The organism is Streptomyces sp. NPDC054786 (assembly GCF_053611685.1).
In genome coordinates this window covers 104,634-119,934 of sequence record NZ_JBSHAW010000009.1, presented here as the reverse complement: position 1 = coordinate 119,934, position 15,301 = coordinate 104,634, and the positions used below count along the sequence as shown (strand labels likewise).

Sequence of the window (15,301 nt, the reverse complement as noted above, 5' to 3'; positions counted from 1 at the left end):
GGTTCGATGGGTGCTTTGGGGTGCTTTGCTGAACCAGATCGGGACACCTCTGCCCAAGAGCCGTTGAATGGGTATGGATCCTAGAGAGTTGTGGGACCGCAACGCCGTGCTGGCAGAAGCGTTTTGTCTGGGCGATGAGCGTGTGCGCGAGGCGCAGGCCAGACTTGACGAGGCGCAGGCCGACCGGTCACGCGTACTGGCGGCATTTGCGGTAACGGTGGGCAGTACCGGCGCGGTGGCCGGTCTGTTCGGTTTGAATGAGCGGGAAGTACGGATCGCCCGGCGCACGGTGGGCAAGGACGACGCCCGCGCCGTCGCCGAGGAGCTGCTGGCGGCCACCACGTCCGCCGCGCCACCGCGGGAGGCGGAGGAGGCCTCGCCAGGCCCCGATCCCGCCGCCGAATATTCCCACCAGAACCCGACTGCCGGAACGCGCCCCACCGGCCTGCCCCGCGAGGGTGCCGGCGGCACGGGGACAGCGGAACAGACCTGGTCCCCGGCGATGGACGCCGTACTCATCGGCAGCTGGCAGACCGGGGTGGACTTGCGCGAACTTGCCGCCGAATTCGGGCTCGACCTCACCCGCCTGGTCACCCGCGCCCAACAGCTCTCTGCCCAGGGGCGGTTCTATCCCGGCCCGGCGGAGAACCATGCGGGACGCCATCGGCGCGGCCCCGGCGATGTGCACGAGTCCGAATACACCATCCCCGCACAGCAGACGGCCGCCTGGAATGCCGCGCCCACGGGACACCCGATGGCGTCCGCCTGGCACACCGGCACGATGCCGACCACGGAGTCCGTCCCGGACATGGCCGCCCTGGCCTCGGAATGGGACAACGCTCTCGCCCCGTGGGGGACCCTCGCGCCCTCCCACGAGGATTCCGCACCGGCTCACCAGCCCTGGGCCCAATACCACCTCAGTTCCTGACACGGCACGATTCACTTGCGAGACGTACGTACCCTGCCTCGCAGGCCGGCACCGGCACTGCGGGGGACGACGCGTCCCCGCCCGGATTCCTGAGCGGGGACGAGGAGAAGGGAGCAGCCCGAGGCCATGGCGACGGATGACGCGCGGGCCGGTGCGCTGGACGGGAAGGTCGCGCTGGTGGCCGGCGCCACGCGAGGCGCCGGGCGCGCGATCGCGGTGGAACTCGCGCGCGCCGGTGCCGCCGTGTACGCCACCGGACGCAGCAGCCGGACCGCGGGCCGCTCGGAGATCGACCGGCCGGAGACGATCGAGGAGACCGGGGAACTGATCACCGCGGCCGGGGGCACCGGCACGGCCCTGCGGGTGGATCACCTCGACAGCGAGCAGGTCCGCGACCTCGTCCGGCGCATCGAGCGGGATCACGGGCGCCTCGACATCCTCGTCAACGACATCTTCGGCGGCGACGCATACGCCCAGTTCGGCACCACCCTCTGGGAGCACGATCTCCCCGGCGGCCTGCGGATGCTGCGCATGGGCATCGACACCCACGCGATCACCAGCCACCACGCGCTGCCGCTGCTCATCCGCCGCCCCGGCGGGCTGGTGATCGAGATGACCGACGGCACCGCGGAGTACAACGCCGCCTACCGTCACCACGAGGGCTTCTACTACGACCTGGTCAAGGCCGCCGTACAGCGGATGACCCTGGCCCAGAGCCATGAACTCGCCCCGCACCAGGGCGTCGCCGTCGCCGTGACACCGGGCTGGCTGCGCTCGGAGAAGATGCTCGAGGCCTTCGGGGTGACCGAGGACAACTGGCGGGAGGCGACCGTGAACGTGCCGCATTTCTGCATCGCGGAGTCCCCGAGCTATGTCGCGCGGGCGGTGGTCGCCCTCGCCGCCGACCCGGACGTCGCGCGCTGGACGGGCACGGTCGTCTCCAGCGGCCAACTCGCGCCCCTCTACGGGTTCACCGACACCGACGGCACCCGCCCCGACTGCTGGCGCTACGTCGTCGAGGTCCAGGACCGGGGCCTTCCCGCCGATGACACGGGCTATCGCTGACGGCTGCCCGCAAGGTCGCCGGCCGGTTGCCAGGTCCTCCGTGGCCCGGCAACAAGGATCCGCCTCGTAGGACTCCGTCCTGGTGGCGCTGCCGGCACGACGGTGTTCACCTCGCCCCGCGCCGGTGGATGTGCGCGGCCCTGTGTGCGGAGTTCAACTCCCGCCGAAATGATCAAGTTGACGATGTAACCATTTGCGCGGCTCATGAGTCTGACTCGTGAAAGGACCGTCACGTTATCCCCACAACTGCATAAGGAGAATCCCCATGCGTAAGACCCTGGCCGTAGCCGCGGCCCTCGCGGCGTGTGCGCTCACGGCCGCGCCCGGCCGGCCGGCGGAGCTCCTCGCGACGGGCTCCGGCTGGAAGCTCGCGACCCGGCTCGGCGTCACCAGCCTCAGCCCGTCCCGCCAGTACACGATCACGTTTGCCACGGCCGCCATGAAGTCCCGCTACACGCCTTACCTGACGGCTGCCGTGTCCCAGGTCAAGGCGGCCGGGGTGAAGCTCGTCATCGGCGGCGTCGAGTTCGTCAACCCGGCGAAGTGCGGTCCCGTGGGGCACATTCAGTACACCGAGATGTACCGGCCGCTCGGCCGCGGCGGCTACAGCCAGGCCATGCCCTGTCCCCACCCGCCCAAGGGCGTCGGCACCGGCGGAATCGTCGCCATCGACACCGAGTACTGGGACGGCAGCTGGCCGATGCCGGAGTACAAGCTGCGCAACACGCTGGTGCATGAGCCGCTCCACGCGCTGGGTCTCGATCACCCCAATCTGGATCTCAACAAGGACGGGAAGGCCGTCGACGGCGAGTGCGTGGCCACCCGCTACGGCAACACGCCGGTCATGTGCTCGCCCAACGGCGGCTACCGGACCTCCGCGAGCATGGGCCGTCTCACGGGCTTCGACACCGCCGGCCTGAAGGCCCTGCTGGCCAACGCCCGGGCGCAGGGCATCAAGTAGCCCGTGCCGCCCGCGGCGCCATGGGGTGTCCGCAGGGGAAACGGCCTCTGGGTCTGGGTGAGCACCTCGATGCCGGCCGACCCCGATGTGGGCTGTCCAGCCCGCCGTCTCCCCCACAACCGGCGACAGCGTCCCCGCCGCGATGCCGCTGGACTTGATCGCGCGGCCGACAGCTTCCTCGTTGTGGTAGGCGGCGGCGGTGTCCAGCAGGCGGTAGCCGGCGGCGAGCGCGTCGGAGACGGCGCGTTCGGTGTCCTCGGCGGGGATCTGGTAGACGCCGAAGCCGAGGAGCGGCATATCGATGCCGTTGTTGAGGGTGACGAACTGCATGAGCGGGGTGTCCTTCGCCGTGTGCCGGCTACGGAAGTGGTGGGGGTTCAGGGGCGGATGAGAGCCTTGAGGACCTGGCGGTCGGCCATGGCCCGGTAGGCCTCCGGCGTCCGGTCGAGGGTGAAGTCCCGGTCGAAGACGCGGCCGGGGGCGATCGTGCCGTCCAGGACGTCGGGCAGCAGGTGCCCGATGTAGGCGCGGGCGGGGCTGGCGCCGCCGGTCAGGGTGATGTTGCGCAGGAACTCGGCGGGGCCGATCGGTCCCTGCTCGTACTGCGGGACGCCCAGGCGGCTGATGACGCCGCCGTCCAGGACGGCGCCGAGGGCGGTGTCGAGGGCCTGGCGGGTGCCGACGGCCTCGATCACCTTGTCCACGCCGCCGGTCAGCTCGTGGACGCGGGCGATGCCCTCCTCGCCGCGCTCGGCGACGACATCGGTGGCACCGAACTCGCGGCCCAGACCGGTGCGTGCCTCATGCCGGCCCGCGAGCAGGATCCGCTCGGCGCCGCGCCTCTTGGCGGCGATCACCGCGCACAGGCCGACCGCGCCGTCGCCGACGACCAGCACCGCATCGCCGCGGCCGACGCCGGCGGTGACCGCGCCGTGATGGCCGGTGGTCATCACGTCCGACAGCGCCAGCAGGGAGGGCAGCAGCGCGGAGTCGGCGGCCACCGGCAGCCTGACCAGGGTGCCGTCCGCATGCGGGACGCGGACGGCTTCCCCCTGGCCGCCGTCGACGCCGTCGACGCCGTACCGGCCGCCGTTCCGGCACGAGATGTGCAGACCCTTGACGCAGTAGTCGCAGGTGTTGTCGCTGTAGGTGAACGGGGCGACGACCAGGTCACCCGCCTTCAGCCCGGTCACGTCCGCGCCGGCTTCTTCGACGACGCCGAGGAACTCGTGGCCCATGGGGCGGCCGATGTCGGTGGCGGGCATCGACTGGTACGGCCACAGGTCGCTGCCGCACACGCACGAGGCGACCGTGCGCACGACGGCGTCGGTCGGCTTCACGATCTTCGGGTCGGGCCGGTCCTCGACGCGGACGTCTCCGGCTCCGTACATCACTGCTGCACGCATGAAAGGGGGTACTCCAAACAGGGGGACGGCCGCCGCGCCGAGCGGCGGGGCGGCAAGCGCAGGATCAGCGTTCGAGCATCTGTGCCTGCGCCTCGGTGTGGGTGTCGCCTGCGGCGGGCGGCAGGCTGCTCAACGCGTCGAGCTGCTCGCCGGTCAGCGTGATCGCGTCAGCGGCGGTGTTCTCCTCCACGCGGCTGACCCGCTTGGTGCCGGGGATCGGAGCGATGTCGTCGCCCTGGGACAGCAGCCAGGCCAGTGCCACCTGCGCGGGTGTGGCGCCGACCTCGACGGCCAGGGCCTGCACCTCGTCGACGATCGTGAGGTTGCGCTGGAAGTTCTCACCGGAGAAGCGGGGGTTGTCACACCGGAAGTCGGATGCGTCGAACTGGTCGGTGGAGCGCACGGTGCCGGTCAAGAAGCCGCGTCCGAGTGGCGAGAACGGCACCAGACCGATGTTCAGCTCCCGCAGGACGGGCAGGATCCGCTCCTCGATCCCGCGCGTCCACAGGGAGTACTCCGACTGCACCGCGGTGACCGGCTGGACGGCGTGGGCGCGGCGGATCGTGTCCGGGCCGGCCTCCGAGAGACCGAAGGCGCGCACCTTGCCCTCGGCGATCAGCTCGGCGACGGCGCCGGCGGTCTCCTCGATCGGCGTGTTCGGGTCCACCCGGTGCTGGTAGTACAGGTCGATGTGATCGGTGCCCAGCCGCTTCAGGGAGCCCTCGACGGCGGCGCGGACGTTGGCCGGGCCGGAGTCCAGGTTCCAGGCCCCCTCACCGCTATGGGAGACCAGGCCGAACTTCGTGGCCAGCACCACCTGGTCCCGGCGTCCCTTCAGCGCCCGGCCCAGCAGCTCTTCGTTGGTGTAAGGGCCGTAGATCTCGGCGGTGTCGATGAGCGTGACGCCCAGTTCCAGCGCCCGGTGTACGGTCCTGATCGACTCCGCCTCGTCCGTGCCGGAGCCGGTGTAGCCGTGGGACATACCCATCGCGCCGAGACCGATCCGGGAGACTTCCAGGTCACGCAACTTGATGTAGCGCATTTCGCCCTCTCCGATTCGTGGCGTGCTCGGCACCCTCACTCGCGCCTGACCAGCCAGATCGCGCCTGGGATGGTTCTTGCGGCGGCCGGGGTACCGGCACCTTGCTCCTTCACCTTCGCCCGGAAGACGCCGATGTGGCAGGGCGGGCTCTTCGGGGGTAATGACAGGGCCCCCCTCCCGTCTGCGTGGCGGATGCTCAGCGGGTGAGACTGGAGTCATGGCATCCGAGAGCGCGCACAGCGAGGGCGCCGAGCTGGGCCGCTACCTGCGCGCCCGCCGCACCCAGACCAGCCCCGAACACGTCGGCCTCACCGTCGGCGCCGGCATCCGGCGCACCCCCGGCCTGCGCCGCGAGGAGCTGGCCACCCTCGCCGGCATCAGCATCGACTACTACGTGCGCCTGGAACGCGGCAAGGAGACCCGCCCCAGCCCCGCCGTCCTCGACTCCCTCGCCCGCGCCCTGCACATGGACGACCAAGAGCACCAGCACCTGCGCGAGCTCGCCGCCCGCGCCGCCCGCTACGTCCCCGAGCCGCCGCCCGCGCCCAGCCGCACCGTGCGCCCCCACCTCAAGCTGTTGCTCGAATCACTGCGCCCGAACCCGGCCTACGTGATCAGCCGCAGCATGGACATGCTCGCCTGGAACCCCGGCGGCCTCGCCCTCTACGCGGGCCTGGAAGACTGGCCTGTCAAGCATCGGAATCTCGCCCGGTATCTGTTCCTGCACCCCGCGGCCCGTGATCTGTTCGTCGACTGGGACCGGCAGATCACCGCGTGTGTCGCCCGCCTGCGGGCTATCGCTGGAACGGCCCCCGACGCTCCTGACCTCACCAGCCTCGTAGGCGAGCTGCTTCTCAAAAGCCCCGAGTTCGCGGGCTTGTGGGAACGCTACGAGGTGACCGGGCGCAAGCCCGCACACAAGACCTTCCACCACCCCCAGGTAGGCACCGTCACCCTCACCTCGCAGTCACTGCACGTGGAAGGCACTCCCGGCCAGCGCATCGGCGTCTACACCGCAGAACCCGGAACCCCCGACCACGACGCCCTGCTCCTGCTCGATCTGACCGCACCTCGACCGGTGAACACTTCCACACCGGCCACCTCAAGAGGTCCTGAGCAGCAGCCGTAAAGCGAGCCTCGGTGACATTGCGTAGCAGGGCATACGCCTTCGTCCGTCGCACGCACGACGAATGCAGTCACCCACCACACTGTGGAAATGCCTTTTCGATGACAGCAACCGTTACCTGACCTCCTCCGCGGTGTGGGCGGGCATCGGGGTAACACGGCCATGACGTGGGGTTGGGGGCGCGTGGTCAACTCCACCGTGACAGTCGGTCTCCGTCCCGGCGGAGGCGAAACCGCCGCGCGTCGCCATCGCCTGCGGTCAGGCGAATCGTCTGTGGCCGGAGAGAAACATCGTGAGTATGGAGACATCCAACCCCGTTGTGCAAAGCGGCATTTCATGGCCCCTTCCAGTGGCCGATACGGTCGGATTCATGAAGTGGAATTTTCCGACGGCCGAAAAACTCGCGGCTGCCTTGCGTGCCGGTGAAGTGACCTCGGCGGAACTGACCGACGAAGCGATCGCCCGTATTAAGCGGGTCGACAAGGCGATCAACGCGATCTGTGTGCCGGACTTCGACCGTGCACGGGCCGCCGCGCGCGGCGCCGACCAGGCGCGCGCCCGGGGTGAGGACCGGCCGCTGCTCGGCATACCGGTGACGGTCAAAGAGTCCTACAACATCGCCGGGTTGCCCACGACCTGGGGCATGCCGCAGTACCGGAACCATGTGCCGCCCGAGGACGCGGTACAGGTGTCGCGGCTCAAGGCTGCCGGCGCGGTGGTGCTCGGTAAGACCAATGTGCCGTTGGGGCTGCAAGATATACAGAGCTTCAACGAGATCTACGGCACCACCAACAACCCGTGGGATCACGGTCGCACGGCGGGCGGGTCCTCCGGCGGGTCGGCGGCGTCCCTGGCGTCCGGATTCGGCGCGCTGTCCATCGGCTCCGACATCGCCGGTTCATTGCGCACCCCCGCACATTTCTGCGGCGTCTACGCACACAAGCCGACGCTCGGGCTGGCGGCCAACCGCGGCATGGTCCCGCCGCCCGCGCCGGCATTGCCGTCCGACCTCGACCTCGCCGTCGTCGGTCCGATGGCGCGCACCGCCCGCGACCTCACGCTCCTGCTCGACGTCATGGCCGGGCCGGACCCGCTGACGCTCGGCGTCGCGTACGACTTGACGCTGCCTCCCGCGCGCCACGAGCGGCTCCGCGACTTCCGGGTCTTGGTCCTCGACGAGCATCCGCTCATTCCGACCGGGTCCGCCGTGCGGGCGGGCGTGAACCGGGTCGCCGCCGCGCTTGTCGACGGCGGCGCCCGCGTCGAACGGCGCAGTCGGCTGCTGCCCGACCTGACCGAGGCCGCGACGCTCTACACGCAATTGCTGATCTCGAGCTCCCCCGCGCGTTTTCCCATCGAATCGCACGAGCAGCTGCGGACCCGCGCCGCCGGACTGCGCGCGGACGACCAGAGCTTGGACGCTGCCCGGCTGCGCGCCACGGTGTTCAGCCACGGCGACTGGATTGAGGCGAACAACCGTCGCGAACTCCACCGCCACGGCTGGCGGCAGCTGTTCGCCGAGTTCGATGCCGTGGTGTGCCCGATCACGCCGACGCCCGCGTTCCCGCACGACCACACCCCCAATCTGTTGGAACGGCGCATCGACATCGACGGCGTCGAGTACCCGTACCTCGACCAGCTCGTCTGGGCCGGTCTGGCCACCATGCCCGGTCTACCCGCCACCGCCATACCAGCGGGCCGGTCCCCCGAGGGGCTGCCGGTGGGAGTGCAGCTCATCGGTCCGATGTTCGAGGACCGCACCCCGCTGCGGCTGGCCGAACTGCTCGAGCAGAAGATCGGCGGCTTCCAGGCACCGAAGTAGGGCGTAACTACCTGGGTGTCCGTCGAGGGCGAGGTGCCGATCACGACGTGATCCTCCGAATGCGCACAGCCGCTGCCCGGCACGCGAATAGCACCAGCCCCCCGCAACACGACAGAAGGTCGTCGCGGCAGGTCAGCGGCGTGCAATTTCATCCGTGGCCCGGCGAACCACGGGTAAACGCAGTGGAGTTGAGAGGGCCCACCGATGAAGAAGCCTGAGACAGCGCAGAAGGCACAGGTCACAGAGCCGCCATAGGAGGCCGAGCGCGAGACCCTACATCCCATTGAAGGGTTTCAGGCTCCGTGTCCTTTCCTCCGCTGCCGTGTCATGGCGAGGGCAGTCCTCACCCTCTAATGCCGCATCAGGCAACGTTCGCCCTGTTGCCGGGCGGTGTCAGCCCGTGCTGAGTGGCGCGGTTCACTCGTCCTCCAGCTGGTGGTCGGCCCAGACGTAGCTTTCGGGCAGCAAGTCGGTGATAAGGACCGTTCGGATGCGGTCGTCTTCGCCGACGATGACCTTGAGGGTGGGGAAGTAGTCGAGGAGGACCTGACGGCACCGGCCACACGGGGGAACAACTCCGCGGTCGCGGTCTCCCACGGCGACGATGGTGTCCAGTTCGTAGGCGCCCTGGGTGGCTGCCGCGCCGATGAGGACCAGCTCGGCGCAGGGGCCTCCCGTGAAGTGGTAGGCGTTCACCGCGGTGACGATCCGGCCGTCCTGGGCACGGGCCGCGGCTGCCATGGTGTGGTTGTCGCCCCGGCAGCGAGTGCGGGCGACGTGAGCCGCGGCCTGGATGAGTTCGTGGTCGACGTGGGGGGTCTGCCTAGTCATCAGGCGACGTTGACCCGCGTGACGAGGGTGCGCAAGCCAATTTCGGCGGTGTGCTTGTTCCGCCAGATGATCTAGCGACGGATCATGCTGCCCTGCCCCTTGTGGCCGGCGTGGTCAGTACCGTCCAGCGCGAAGTAGCGCTGGGAGGTGAACCGGGCGTCGACGCGGTTGAGCCAGGACCTGCTGGTCGGGGCGTACGCGAATTCGACGCCCATCTTTCGGCATGGTCGTCACCTACAGCCGGTAAGGAGAGCGAGTTGCGGTAGTCGATGTCAGCGCGCGGGGTGGCCATGCCGATCAGGAACGCCAGCCCGGCGCGGCGGGTGGCTCGGCCGGCGACCGTGCCGCCCTTGATCCCGCGACTGGTCCGGATCTGCAGGAACACCACCATCACGGTGTTGACGGCGATTGCCAGACCGACGAACCACCGTGGTGCGTCCGCGTGCAGGACCACCCACAGCGGCAGGGCGAACGACAGCACCTCGATTTGGATCCACATGATGCCGTCGAGCACGACGAACGCCACGTACGGCTTGTCCTTGAGCGCGATCCACCGGCCTTCCTCGCGCGGGGACGGCAGGGGTTCCAGCTGCGGCAGCTTGACCAGGACGGCGGCACTGCCGATGAACGTCAGCGCGTTGGCCAAGATGAGGGCTCAGTAGGCGAAGTTGCTGTCGATCTGCACCACCGCACCGGCCGCCAGCGCGCCGAACGTGCCGGCGAGCATGGCCACCGATCGCAGGTAGGAGCGGAACTTCGGCACCTCGTCACCGCCGAAGCGCCGGATCATCGGGCCACGAGCCGCACCGCCGGACGAACCGGCGAGGTCCGTCACGGCCACGGCCAGCGTGAACGCCAGGAACGAGTGGGCGAACAGCAGCGACGTCATGGACAGGGTCTGGATCAGCAGAGTGATCAGAAAGATGTCCCGCGGGCCGCGGCGGTCGGCGAGATGTCCTACCGGATCCCGGCGATCAGACCGACCACCCCCGCGACACTGAGGCCGAGGCCGACCTGCCCGATGGACAGGTGGATCGCCCGAAGGGCGTACAGCGGCACGGTTGCCAGGAAGGCTGCGGTGCCGAGCTGCTTGACGAAGCCGGCGAGGGCCAGCTTCCGTTGGGGGCCGGACTCCAGCAGCAGCCCTCGCCGTACCAGCCAGGATGGGGTCGCGTCGCCGATTTCCCCAGCGGTGCTGTGGGTTGACGTGGTGGGGGCTTGACTCACCCTGTACTCCAATGTCTGTCGATCGTGCCGTTCCGAGATCAGGGGTGAGTACGTGAAGCCGGTGTGCCGCATGGTTTGCTTCGCCGCGAGGATCACGAGGCGGCGAACTGCTCGTCGAGAGACTGAGCGATCATGGACGCGCCTTCCCAACACCCCCCGCACCGTGGAGGCTTGAGACGCGGCAGGCGTGGAGTATGCCCAGGTGAGAGCCATGATGAGAAGGCACCTGGGGTCGGGTGAATGTCACAGCGAAATCGGGAATCTGAGCACGGCAGGCCCGGTTATGGATAGTGGTGCTCGCCTCTCATGGACTCCTGTCACGAGGAGGAGAGCGGCGGTGCCGGTGCCGAGGGAGACGTGCCCTCGCTTGTCCGAACCGCTCTGGGCGGCGGTTCCGCTGCCGCTCTTGTTGGCCGTACTGGAGGACGGCGCCCCGGTGCAGCACTTGGAGAGCTCCTTTGGGGCGAGCAAGCCGCCCGGCCGTGAGGACTTGACGTCGGTGCGCGGGAGCTACGACGCATGGATCGCGGCGGTACTGGAGACCGAGTTCGCCAGCTGACGGCCGGACACCTGCCACGTGGATCCCAGGCCCCGCCGCGCAGCGCCCCTGTCGAGGCGGGGCCGGCTCGTTGTCGGGGGCTCGTGCGACACTGAACTGAGCGCCTGCACCTGCCCGTTGTCCAGGTGTAGGGACCGTGCTCCGTCCGCCTGTCACTGGGAAACCGTGACACCCGGATCTCCGGCTCAAGTCGGGTGGGTCCACTCGCAGCCGCTGCGGTGGCCGCGCCGCCCTCGCCCGTCCTTCGGGCGGAGCGTTGTGCTGTCAGCCGTTGTCCCAGTCGTGCTGGTCGCCCCCGCACCATTCGACCCACGTGCGGTCGTCGAGGAGGGTTCCGGCTGCGGAGTAGCCCGGCCCGGCGCAGGAACTCGACCGCATCGGCAACTTTGGCGACCGGTGGTGTGTTGGAGTCGCTGCTGACATGGACATTTGCGTCGCGTAGGTGTCAGTGACGAGGCGTGGTCCTATGCTCTGCGCATGGGGACGGGCAGCGTGCGGCGGCAACCGGAGTTGGTGGACTGCGGAGGCGATGCGAAGGCGGGTGCGGTGCTGGTCCTGCCGGGCGGCTTCGTCCGCGGCCGCGGTCGGTACTGGCGCTTCGTCGAGATCGAAATCCGCAACCTCCTCCCCCTGCTCACCGGGGAAGTGGACGGCCCGGCCGTCCACCTCCTGCGCTACCACTGCCGCGGCTGGAACGGAGGGCGCGCAGACACCGCCGTCGACGCCCGCTGGGCGCTGGAACGGATCGAAGAGCGGCACGGGGCTGTGCCCGTCGCAGTGGTCGGCAACTCCCTCGGCGGTCGCGCTGCCTTCCGCGTAGCCGACCATCCGCGCATCACCACCGTAGTCGGCGTGGCGCCCTGGCTGCCCGATCAAGAGGGCGTCGAACACCTTGCAGGGCGCCGGGTTTTGATCGTCCACGGAGAGCGCGACCGCAGCGCGGCCAGCGCCCGCCGCTCCCTCGCCTACGCCGAGCGCGCCCGGTCGGTCGTCCCTGACCTGGCCCGCCTGGAGGCTCCCGGCGAGGGCCACTACCTGCTGCGCCGATCCGCCGACGTCTGGGCCGCGACGGCCGGTTTCATCCGCGACGCCCTGGACATCGCCGCCCCGCCCCCGCCGCTGGCCGAGGCCCTGGAGCGGGCCCGGGGCTGCGACCTGCGCACCCCCCTCCCGGTCCTCCGACCCGCGGCATCCAAGTGACCGGGGCGAGCGGGATTCACCGCGGTGACTGCAGATCAGCCTCATCGTCCCTCGTACCTGACGGAGAGAACCCGGGCGGTCGGAAAAACACCCCACGGCGGCCTCAGACGCCCTACAAGCGAGCGATCAGGTCCCAGAAATAGCGGTCGGTACAGTCGTCGCTGTACGCAGCTCCAGGATCTGCTCGCGCGCGGTGACCGGTCGGCCGCCGGTGGCGGACAGCAGATGGACGATGATCGGCGCGTGGTCCCACATCTGCTGGGCGATGGCGATGTGCCGCCGACGTCGTACGCATGCCGGCAGACGCGGTCGGCCATCAGCGCCAACAGTTCGTCCTTGCTGCGCACGTGGTGGTGAGAGGCTGCCTGCGTGGGTGCCAGCGGCTCTCAGTTGCCGCGGCGTACCCGGGCCGCCTTGCGGGCCTCGGCGAGCTTGCGGGCCTCGCCGGCCTTGCGGGACTTGCCGCCGGTGCCGCGGGAGGCGTCCTTGCTGGTGCCGAGGCCGCGGAAGGGGGCGTTGGTGTTCTTGGTCCGGGGTGCGGGGGGCCCACCGTCGAGCGGGGTGCCGGAGGGGGCCTTGGCTCCGGTGATCCGGCTCAGCTCTGCCTCACCCGAGCGCACCTTGGTGGTCGTCGGCTCGATGCCGGCCTCGGCCATCAGGCGGCTCATCTCGCGGCGCTGGCCCGAGAGGACCAGCGTGACGACGCGGCCGGACTCACCGGCCCGGGCGGTGCGGCCCGCCCGGTGCACATAGTCCTTGGGCTCGGTGGGCGGGTCGACGTTGACCACGAGATCGAGGTCGTCGATGTGCAGGCCACGGGCCGCGACATTGGTCGCCACCAGGACGCTGATCTGGCCGTTCTTGAACTGCGCGAGGGTCCGGGTGCGCTGCGGCTGGGACTTGCCGCTGTGCAGGGCCGCGGCGTGCACCCCGCTGGCCCGCAGGTGCCGGGTGAGCTGGTCGACCGCGTGCTTGGTATCCAGGAACAGCAGTACGCGGCCGTCGCGGGCGGCGATCTCCGTGGCGACGGCGTACCGGTCGGGGCCGTGGACGATCAGCACATGGTGGTCCATGGTCGTGACCGCGCCCGCGGACGGGTCGACCGAGTGGACGACGGGGTCATGGAGGTAGCGCCGGACCAGGTGGTCGACGTCGCGGTCCAGGGTGGCGGAGAAGAGCATCCGCTGGCCGTCGTGGTGCACCTGGTCGAGCACCTCGGTGACTTGTGGCAAGAAGCCCAGGTCGCACATCTGGTCAGCCTCGTCGAGGACGGTGATCCGGACCCGTCCCAGGCGGCAGGCCCTGCGCTCGATGAGGTCGTGCAGGCGGCCAGGGGTGGCGACGACGACCTCGGCGCCGTCGCGCAGCACAGCGGCCTGCCGGCCGATCGACATGCCGCCGACGACCGTGGCCATCCGCAGCCGGAGCGCATCGGCATACGGCGCGAGTGCCTCGGTGACCTGCTGGGCCAGCTCCCGGGTAGGCACCAGGACCAGGGCGAGGGGCTGCTTCGGCTCCGCGCGCCGCCCGGCCGTCCGTGCGAGTAGTGGCAGGCCGAAGGCGAGCGTCTTGCCCGATCCGGTGCGCCCGCGCCCCAGGACGTCGCGTCCCGCGAGGCCGTGGGGCAGTGTGGCCGCCTGGATCGGGAAGGGCTCGCGCACGTCGAGCTCGGTGAGCGTTCGCAGCACCTCGGCCGGCAGTTCCAGCTCGGCGAAGGAGGCGACCGAGGAAACCGTCGGGGTGAGGGCCACCGGCCGGGCGAGGTCGCCGTGCGAGGTGCCGAGGCGGTCCGAGTGGTTCATGAAGAGCCTTCCGCGTGGGGAACATACCGAGGAAGGCCCGGCAGGAATGAGCAGCCGACGAACAAGGGGAACCGGACGGACGGAATTGCCGGCCGTCACGGCCGTCCAAACGTTTGAGGCTAACACAAAGTGACAGTGTGCCCCGGCGCTGTGGTGCTTATCGCTCCGCCTGTGCCGGTGACGCGACACATGCTGAGGGCCATTCCGACGAGTCGAGTGGAGCTCTCTCTCAAGGCGTCATCATCTGCATCTGGTGACGAGATTCTGCGAGACCTACCAGGAGCGAGCAGTCGGGGAGGCGGTGGAAACCCGCCTCCGATCAACCCCCTCAGCCCGCCGTTTCCCCCGCATCCGGCGACAGCGTCCCCGCCGCGACCAGGGCGAACAGGGCTATGCCCAGGAGGATGCGGTAGATCACGAACGGCATGAAGGACTTGTGGGAGATGAATTTCATGAACCATGCGATCACGGCGTAGCCGACGACGAAGGCGATGAGCGTGGCGACGAGGGTGGGGCCCCAGGCGACATGGCCCTCGCCCGCGTCCTTGAGTTCGAAGACGCCGGAGGCCAGTACCGCCGGGATGGCGAGCAGGAAGGAGTAACGGGCGGCGGATTCGCGGGTGTAGCCCATCAGGAGGCCGCCGCTGATCGTGGCGCCGGAGCGGGAGACGCCGGGGATGAGCGCCATGGCCTGGCAGACGCCGTACAGCAGGCCGTCCTTGACGCTGAGGTCCGTGAGGGTCTTGCGCTGCTTTGCGGCCCGGTGCCGGCCGCCGGTCTCGTCGCGGGCGGCCAGCCGGTCGGCGATGCCGAGGACCACGCCCATCACGATGAGGGTGGTGGCGATCAGCCGCAGATCGCGGAACGGGCCCTCGATGGCGTCCTTGAGCGTGATGCCCAGGACGCCGATCGGGATCGAGCCCACGATCACCAGCCAGCCCATCTGGGCGTCGTGGTCGTGCCGCAGCTCACGGTTGAAGAGGGAGCGGGCCCAGGCCGAGATGATCCGGCCGATGTCCTTGCGGAAGTAGATGATGACGGCCGCTTCGGTGCCGATCTGGGTGATGGCGGTGAACGCCGCACCGGGGTCCTGCCAGCCGGCGAACGCCGCGGTCAGACGGAGATGCGCACTGGAGGAGATCGGAAGAAACTCGGTCAGCCCTTGGACAAGTCCGAGGACGAAAGATTCAAACCAAGACATGGAAAATACGGTATCCAAGGGTGGTCAAGCGCTGACCTGCGCAAGATGGGGGAAAACGGACCGTGGCGGTCGATGTGGATCATCGTCAACAGGGGGCAGCGTAACGTCCGAAGATGTCCGGGGGACCAAAG

The 15,301-nt window shown here is 69.5% G+C and carries 15 protein-coding genes and 2 pseudogenes; 7 read left to right on the top strand and 10 right to left on the bottom strand.

Features of this window, described 5'->3' with window-relative positions; genetic code table 11:
* Positions 1-67 precede the first annotated feature (67 nt).
* The 3 genes from ACWGI6_RS10240 to ACWGI6_RS10230 all read left to right on the top strand — a co-directional run bounded on the left by ACWGI6_RS10240 (position 68) and on the right by ACWGI6_RS10230 (position 2,954).
* Positions 68-928, top strand: coding sequence for a hypothetical protein (locus tag ACWGI6_RS10240; protein WP_453267069.1), 861 nt, complete (start codon positions 68-70; stop codon positions 926-928).
* Between the two features lie 126 nt (positions 929-1,054).
* On the top strand, positions 1,055-1,993 hold the full coding sequence (locus ACWGI6_RS10235; RefSeq protein ID WP_453267068.1) for an SDR family oxidoreductase: 939 nt from the start codon (positions 1,055-1,057) through the stop codon (positions 1,991-1,993).
* A 265-nt stretch (positions 1,994-2,258) separates the two neighbouring features.
* On the top strand, positions 2,259-2,954 hold the full coding sequence (locus tag ACWGI6_RS10230; protein WP_453267067.1) for a hypothetical protein: 696 nt from the start codon (positions 2,259-2,261) through the stop codon (positions 2,952-2,954).
* Positions 2,955-3,095: 141 nt separating this feature from the next.
* Here ACWGI6_RS10230 and ACWGI6_RS10225 read toward each other — a convergent pair.
* The 3 genes and pseudogenes from ACWGI6_RS10225 to ACWGI6_RS10215 all read right to left on the bottom strand — a co-directional run.
* A pseudogene (locus tag ACWGI6_RS10225) lies at positions 3,096-3,284 on the bottom strand (aldo/keto reductase); the annotation flags it as partial.
* Between the two features lie 47 nt (positions 3,285-3,331).
* Positions 3,332-4,360 carry an alcohol dehydrogenase catalytic domain-containing protein gene (locus ACWGI6_RS10220; protein WP_453267066.1) on the bottom strand — a complete coding sequence of 343 codons (1,029 nt, stop codon included), beginning with the start codon at positions 4,358-4,360 and terminating at the stop codon, positions 3,332-3,334.
* Between the two features lie 64 nt (positions 4,361-4,424).
* Positions 4,425-5,402, bottom strand: coding sequence for an aldo/keto reductase (locus ACWGI6_RS10215; protein WP_453267065.1), 978 nt, complete (start codon positions 5,400-5,402; stop codon positions 4,425-4,427).
* A gap of 217 nt (positions 5,403-5,619) precedes the next feature.
* On the opposite strand from ACWGI6_RS10215, the gene ACWGI6_RS10210 reads away from it, so the two are divergent.
* Positions 5,620-6,531, top strand: a complete 912-nt coding sequence (locus ACWGI6_RS10210; RefSeq protein ID WP_453267064.1) for a helix-turn-helix transcriptional regulator — start codon at positions 5,620-5,622, stop codon at positions 6,529-6,531.
* A gap of 367 nt (positions 6,532-6,898) precedes the next feature.
* Positions 6,899-8,350, top strand: coding sequence for an amidase (locus tag ACWGI6_RS10205; RefSeq protein WP_453267127.1), 1,452 nt, complete (start codon positions 6,899-6,901; stop codon positions 8,348-8,350).
* A 417-nt stretch (positions 8,351-8,767) separates the two neighbouring features.
* Here ACWGI6_RS10205 and ACWGI6_RS10200 read toward each other — a convergent pair whose 3' ends face one another.
* The 4 genes and pseudogenes from ACWGI6_RS10200 to ACWGI6_RS10185 form a co-directional block, all read right to left on the bottom strand.
* A complete protein-coding gene (locus ACWGI6_RS10200; RefSeq protein WP_453267063.1) occupies positions 8,768-9,181 on the bottom strand; it encodes a cytidine deaminase family protein in 414 nt (137 codons plus the stop codon).
* Positions 9,181-9,390: pseudogene (locus ACWGI6_RS10195) on the bottom strand (transposase); the annotation flags it as partial. The pseudogene ACWGI6_RS10195 and the gene ACWGI6_RS10200, both read right to left, overlap by 1 nt.
* A 446-nt stretch (positions 9,391-9,836) precedes the next feature.
* On the bottom strand, positions 9,837-10,070 hold the full coding sequence (locus tag ACWGI6_RS10190; protein WP_453267062.1) for a hypothetical protein: 234 nt from the start codon (positions 10,068-10,070) through the stop codon (positions 9,837-9,839).
* A gap of 68 nt (positions 10,071-10,138) precedes the next feature.
* Positions 10,139-10,408, bottom strand: a complete 270-nt coding sequence (locus ACWGI6_RS10185) for a hypothetical protein (protein ID WP_453267061.1) — start codon at positions 10,406-10,408, stop codon at positions 10,139-10,141.
* A 367-nt stretch (positions 10,409-10,775) separates the two neighbouring features.
* Here ACWGI6_RS10185 and ACWGI6_RS10180 point away from each other — a divergent pair, with 367 nt between their 5' ends.
* The gene (locus tag ACWGI6_RS10180) at positions 10,776-10,967 is read left to right on the top strand and encodes a hypothetical protein (protein WP_453267060.1); all 192 of its coding nucleotides are present in this window, start codon (positions 10,776-10,778) and stop codon (positions 10,965-10,967) included.
* A gap of 477 nt (positions 10,968-11,444) precedes the next feature.
* Positions 11,445-12,167 carry an alpha/beta hydrolase gene (locus ACWGI6_RS10175; protein WP_453267059.1) on the top strand — a complete coding sequence of 241 codons (723 nt, stop codon included), beginning with the start codon at positions 11,445-11,447 and terminating at the stop codon, positions 12,165-12,167.
* Positions 12,168-12,293: 126 nt separating this feature from the next.
* Here ACWGI6_RS10175 and ACWGI6_RS10170 read toward each other — a convergent pair whose 3' ends face one another.
* From ACWGI6_RS10170 to ACWGI6_RS10160, 3 genes are all read right to left on the bottom strand, one after another.
* Complete coding sequence (locus ACWGI6_RS10170) at positions 12,294-12,422, bottom strand: hypothetical protein (RefSeq protein ID WP_453267058.1); 129 nt, start codon at positions 12,420-12,422, stop codon at positions 12,294-12,296.
* 131 nt (positions 12,423-12,553) lie between these two features.
* Positions 12,554-13,969, bottom strand: coding sequence for a DEAD/DEAH box helicase (locus ACWGI6_RS10165; protein WP_453267057.1), 1,416 nt, complete (start codon positions 13,967-13,969; stop codon positions 12,554-12,556).
* Positions 13,970-14,297: 328 nt separating this feature from the next.
* A complete protein-coding gene (locus tag ACWGI6_RS10160; RefSeq protein ID WP_453267056.1) occupies positions 14,298-15,170 on the bottom strand; it encodes an undecaprenyl-diphosphate phosphatase in 873 nt (290 codons plus the stop codon).
* Positions 15,171-15,301: the final 131 nt, after the last annotated feature.

What these genes read in the sequence shown, in the direction of transcription:
- ACWGI6_RS10210 (WP_453267064.1), top strand. Translation starts at nt 5,620, where the DNA reads ATGGCATCCGAGAGCGCGCACAGCGAGGGCGCCGAGCTGGGCCGCTAC.
- ACWGI6_RS10240 (WP_453267069.1), top strand. Translation starts at nt 68, where the DNA reads ATGGGTATGGATCCTAGAGAGTTGTGGGACCGCAACGCCGTGCTGGCA.
- ACWGI6_RS10200 (WP_453267063.1), bottom strand. Translation starts at nt 9,181, where the DNA reads ATGACTAGGCAGACCCCCCACGTCGACCACGAACTCATCCAGGCCGCG.
- ACWGI6_RS10175 (WP_453267059.1), top strand. Translation starts at nt 11,445, where the DNA reads ATGGGGACGGGCAGCGTGCGGCGGCAACCGGAGTTGGTGGACTGCGGA.
- ACWGI6_RS10235 (WP_453267068.1), top strand. Translation starts at nt 1,055, where the DNA reads ATGGCGACGGATGACGCGCGGGCCGGTGCGCTGGACGGGAAGGTCGCG.
- ACWGI6_RS10190 (WP_453267062.1), bottom strand. Translation starts at nt 10,070, where the DNA reads ATGACGTCGCTGCTGTTCGCCCACTCGTTCCTGGCGTTCACGCTGGCC.
- ACWGI6_RS10230 (WP_453267067.1), top strand. Translation starts at nt 2,259, where the DNA reads ATGCGTAAGACCCTGGCCGTAGCCGCGGCCCTCGCGGCGTGTGCGCTC.
- ACWGI6_RS10215 (WP_453267065.1), bottom strand. Translation starts at nt 5,402, where the DNA reads ATGCGCTACATCAAGTTGCGTGACCTGGAAGTCTCCCGGATCGGTCTC.
- ACWGI6_RS10205 (WP_453267127.1), top strand. Translation starts at nt 6,899, where the DNA reads ATGAAGTGGAATTTTCCGACGGCCGAAAAACTCGCGGCTGCCTTGCGT.
- ACWGI6_RS10165 (WP_453267057.1), bottom strand. Translation starts at nt 13,969, where the DNA reads ATGAACCACTCGGACCGCCTCGGCACCTCGCACGGCGACCTCGCCCGG.
- ACWGI6_RS10170 (WP_453267058.1), bottom strand. Translation starts at nt 12,422, where the DNA reads ATGTGGGACCACGCGCCGATCATCGTCCATCTGCTGTCCGCCACCGGC.
- ACWGI6_RS10220 (WP_453267066.1), bottom strand. Translation starts at nt 4,360, where the DNA reads ATGCGTGCAGCAGTGATGTACGGAGCCGGAGACGTCCGCGTCGAGGAC.
- ACWGI6_RS10160 (WP_453267056.1), bottom strand. Translation starts at nt 15,170, where the DNA reads ATGTCTTGGTTTGAATCTTTCGTCCTCGGACTTGTCCAAGGGCTGACC.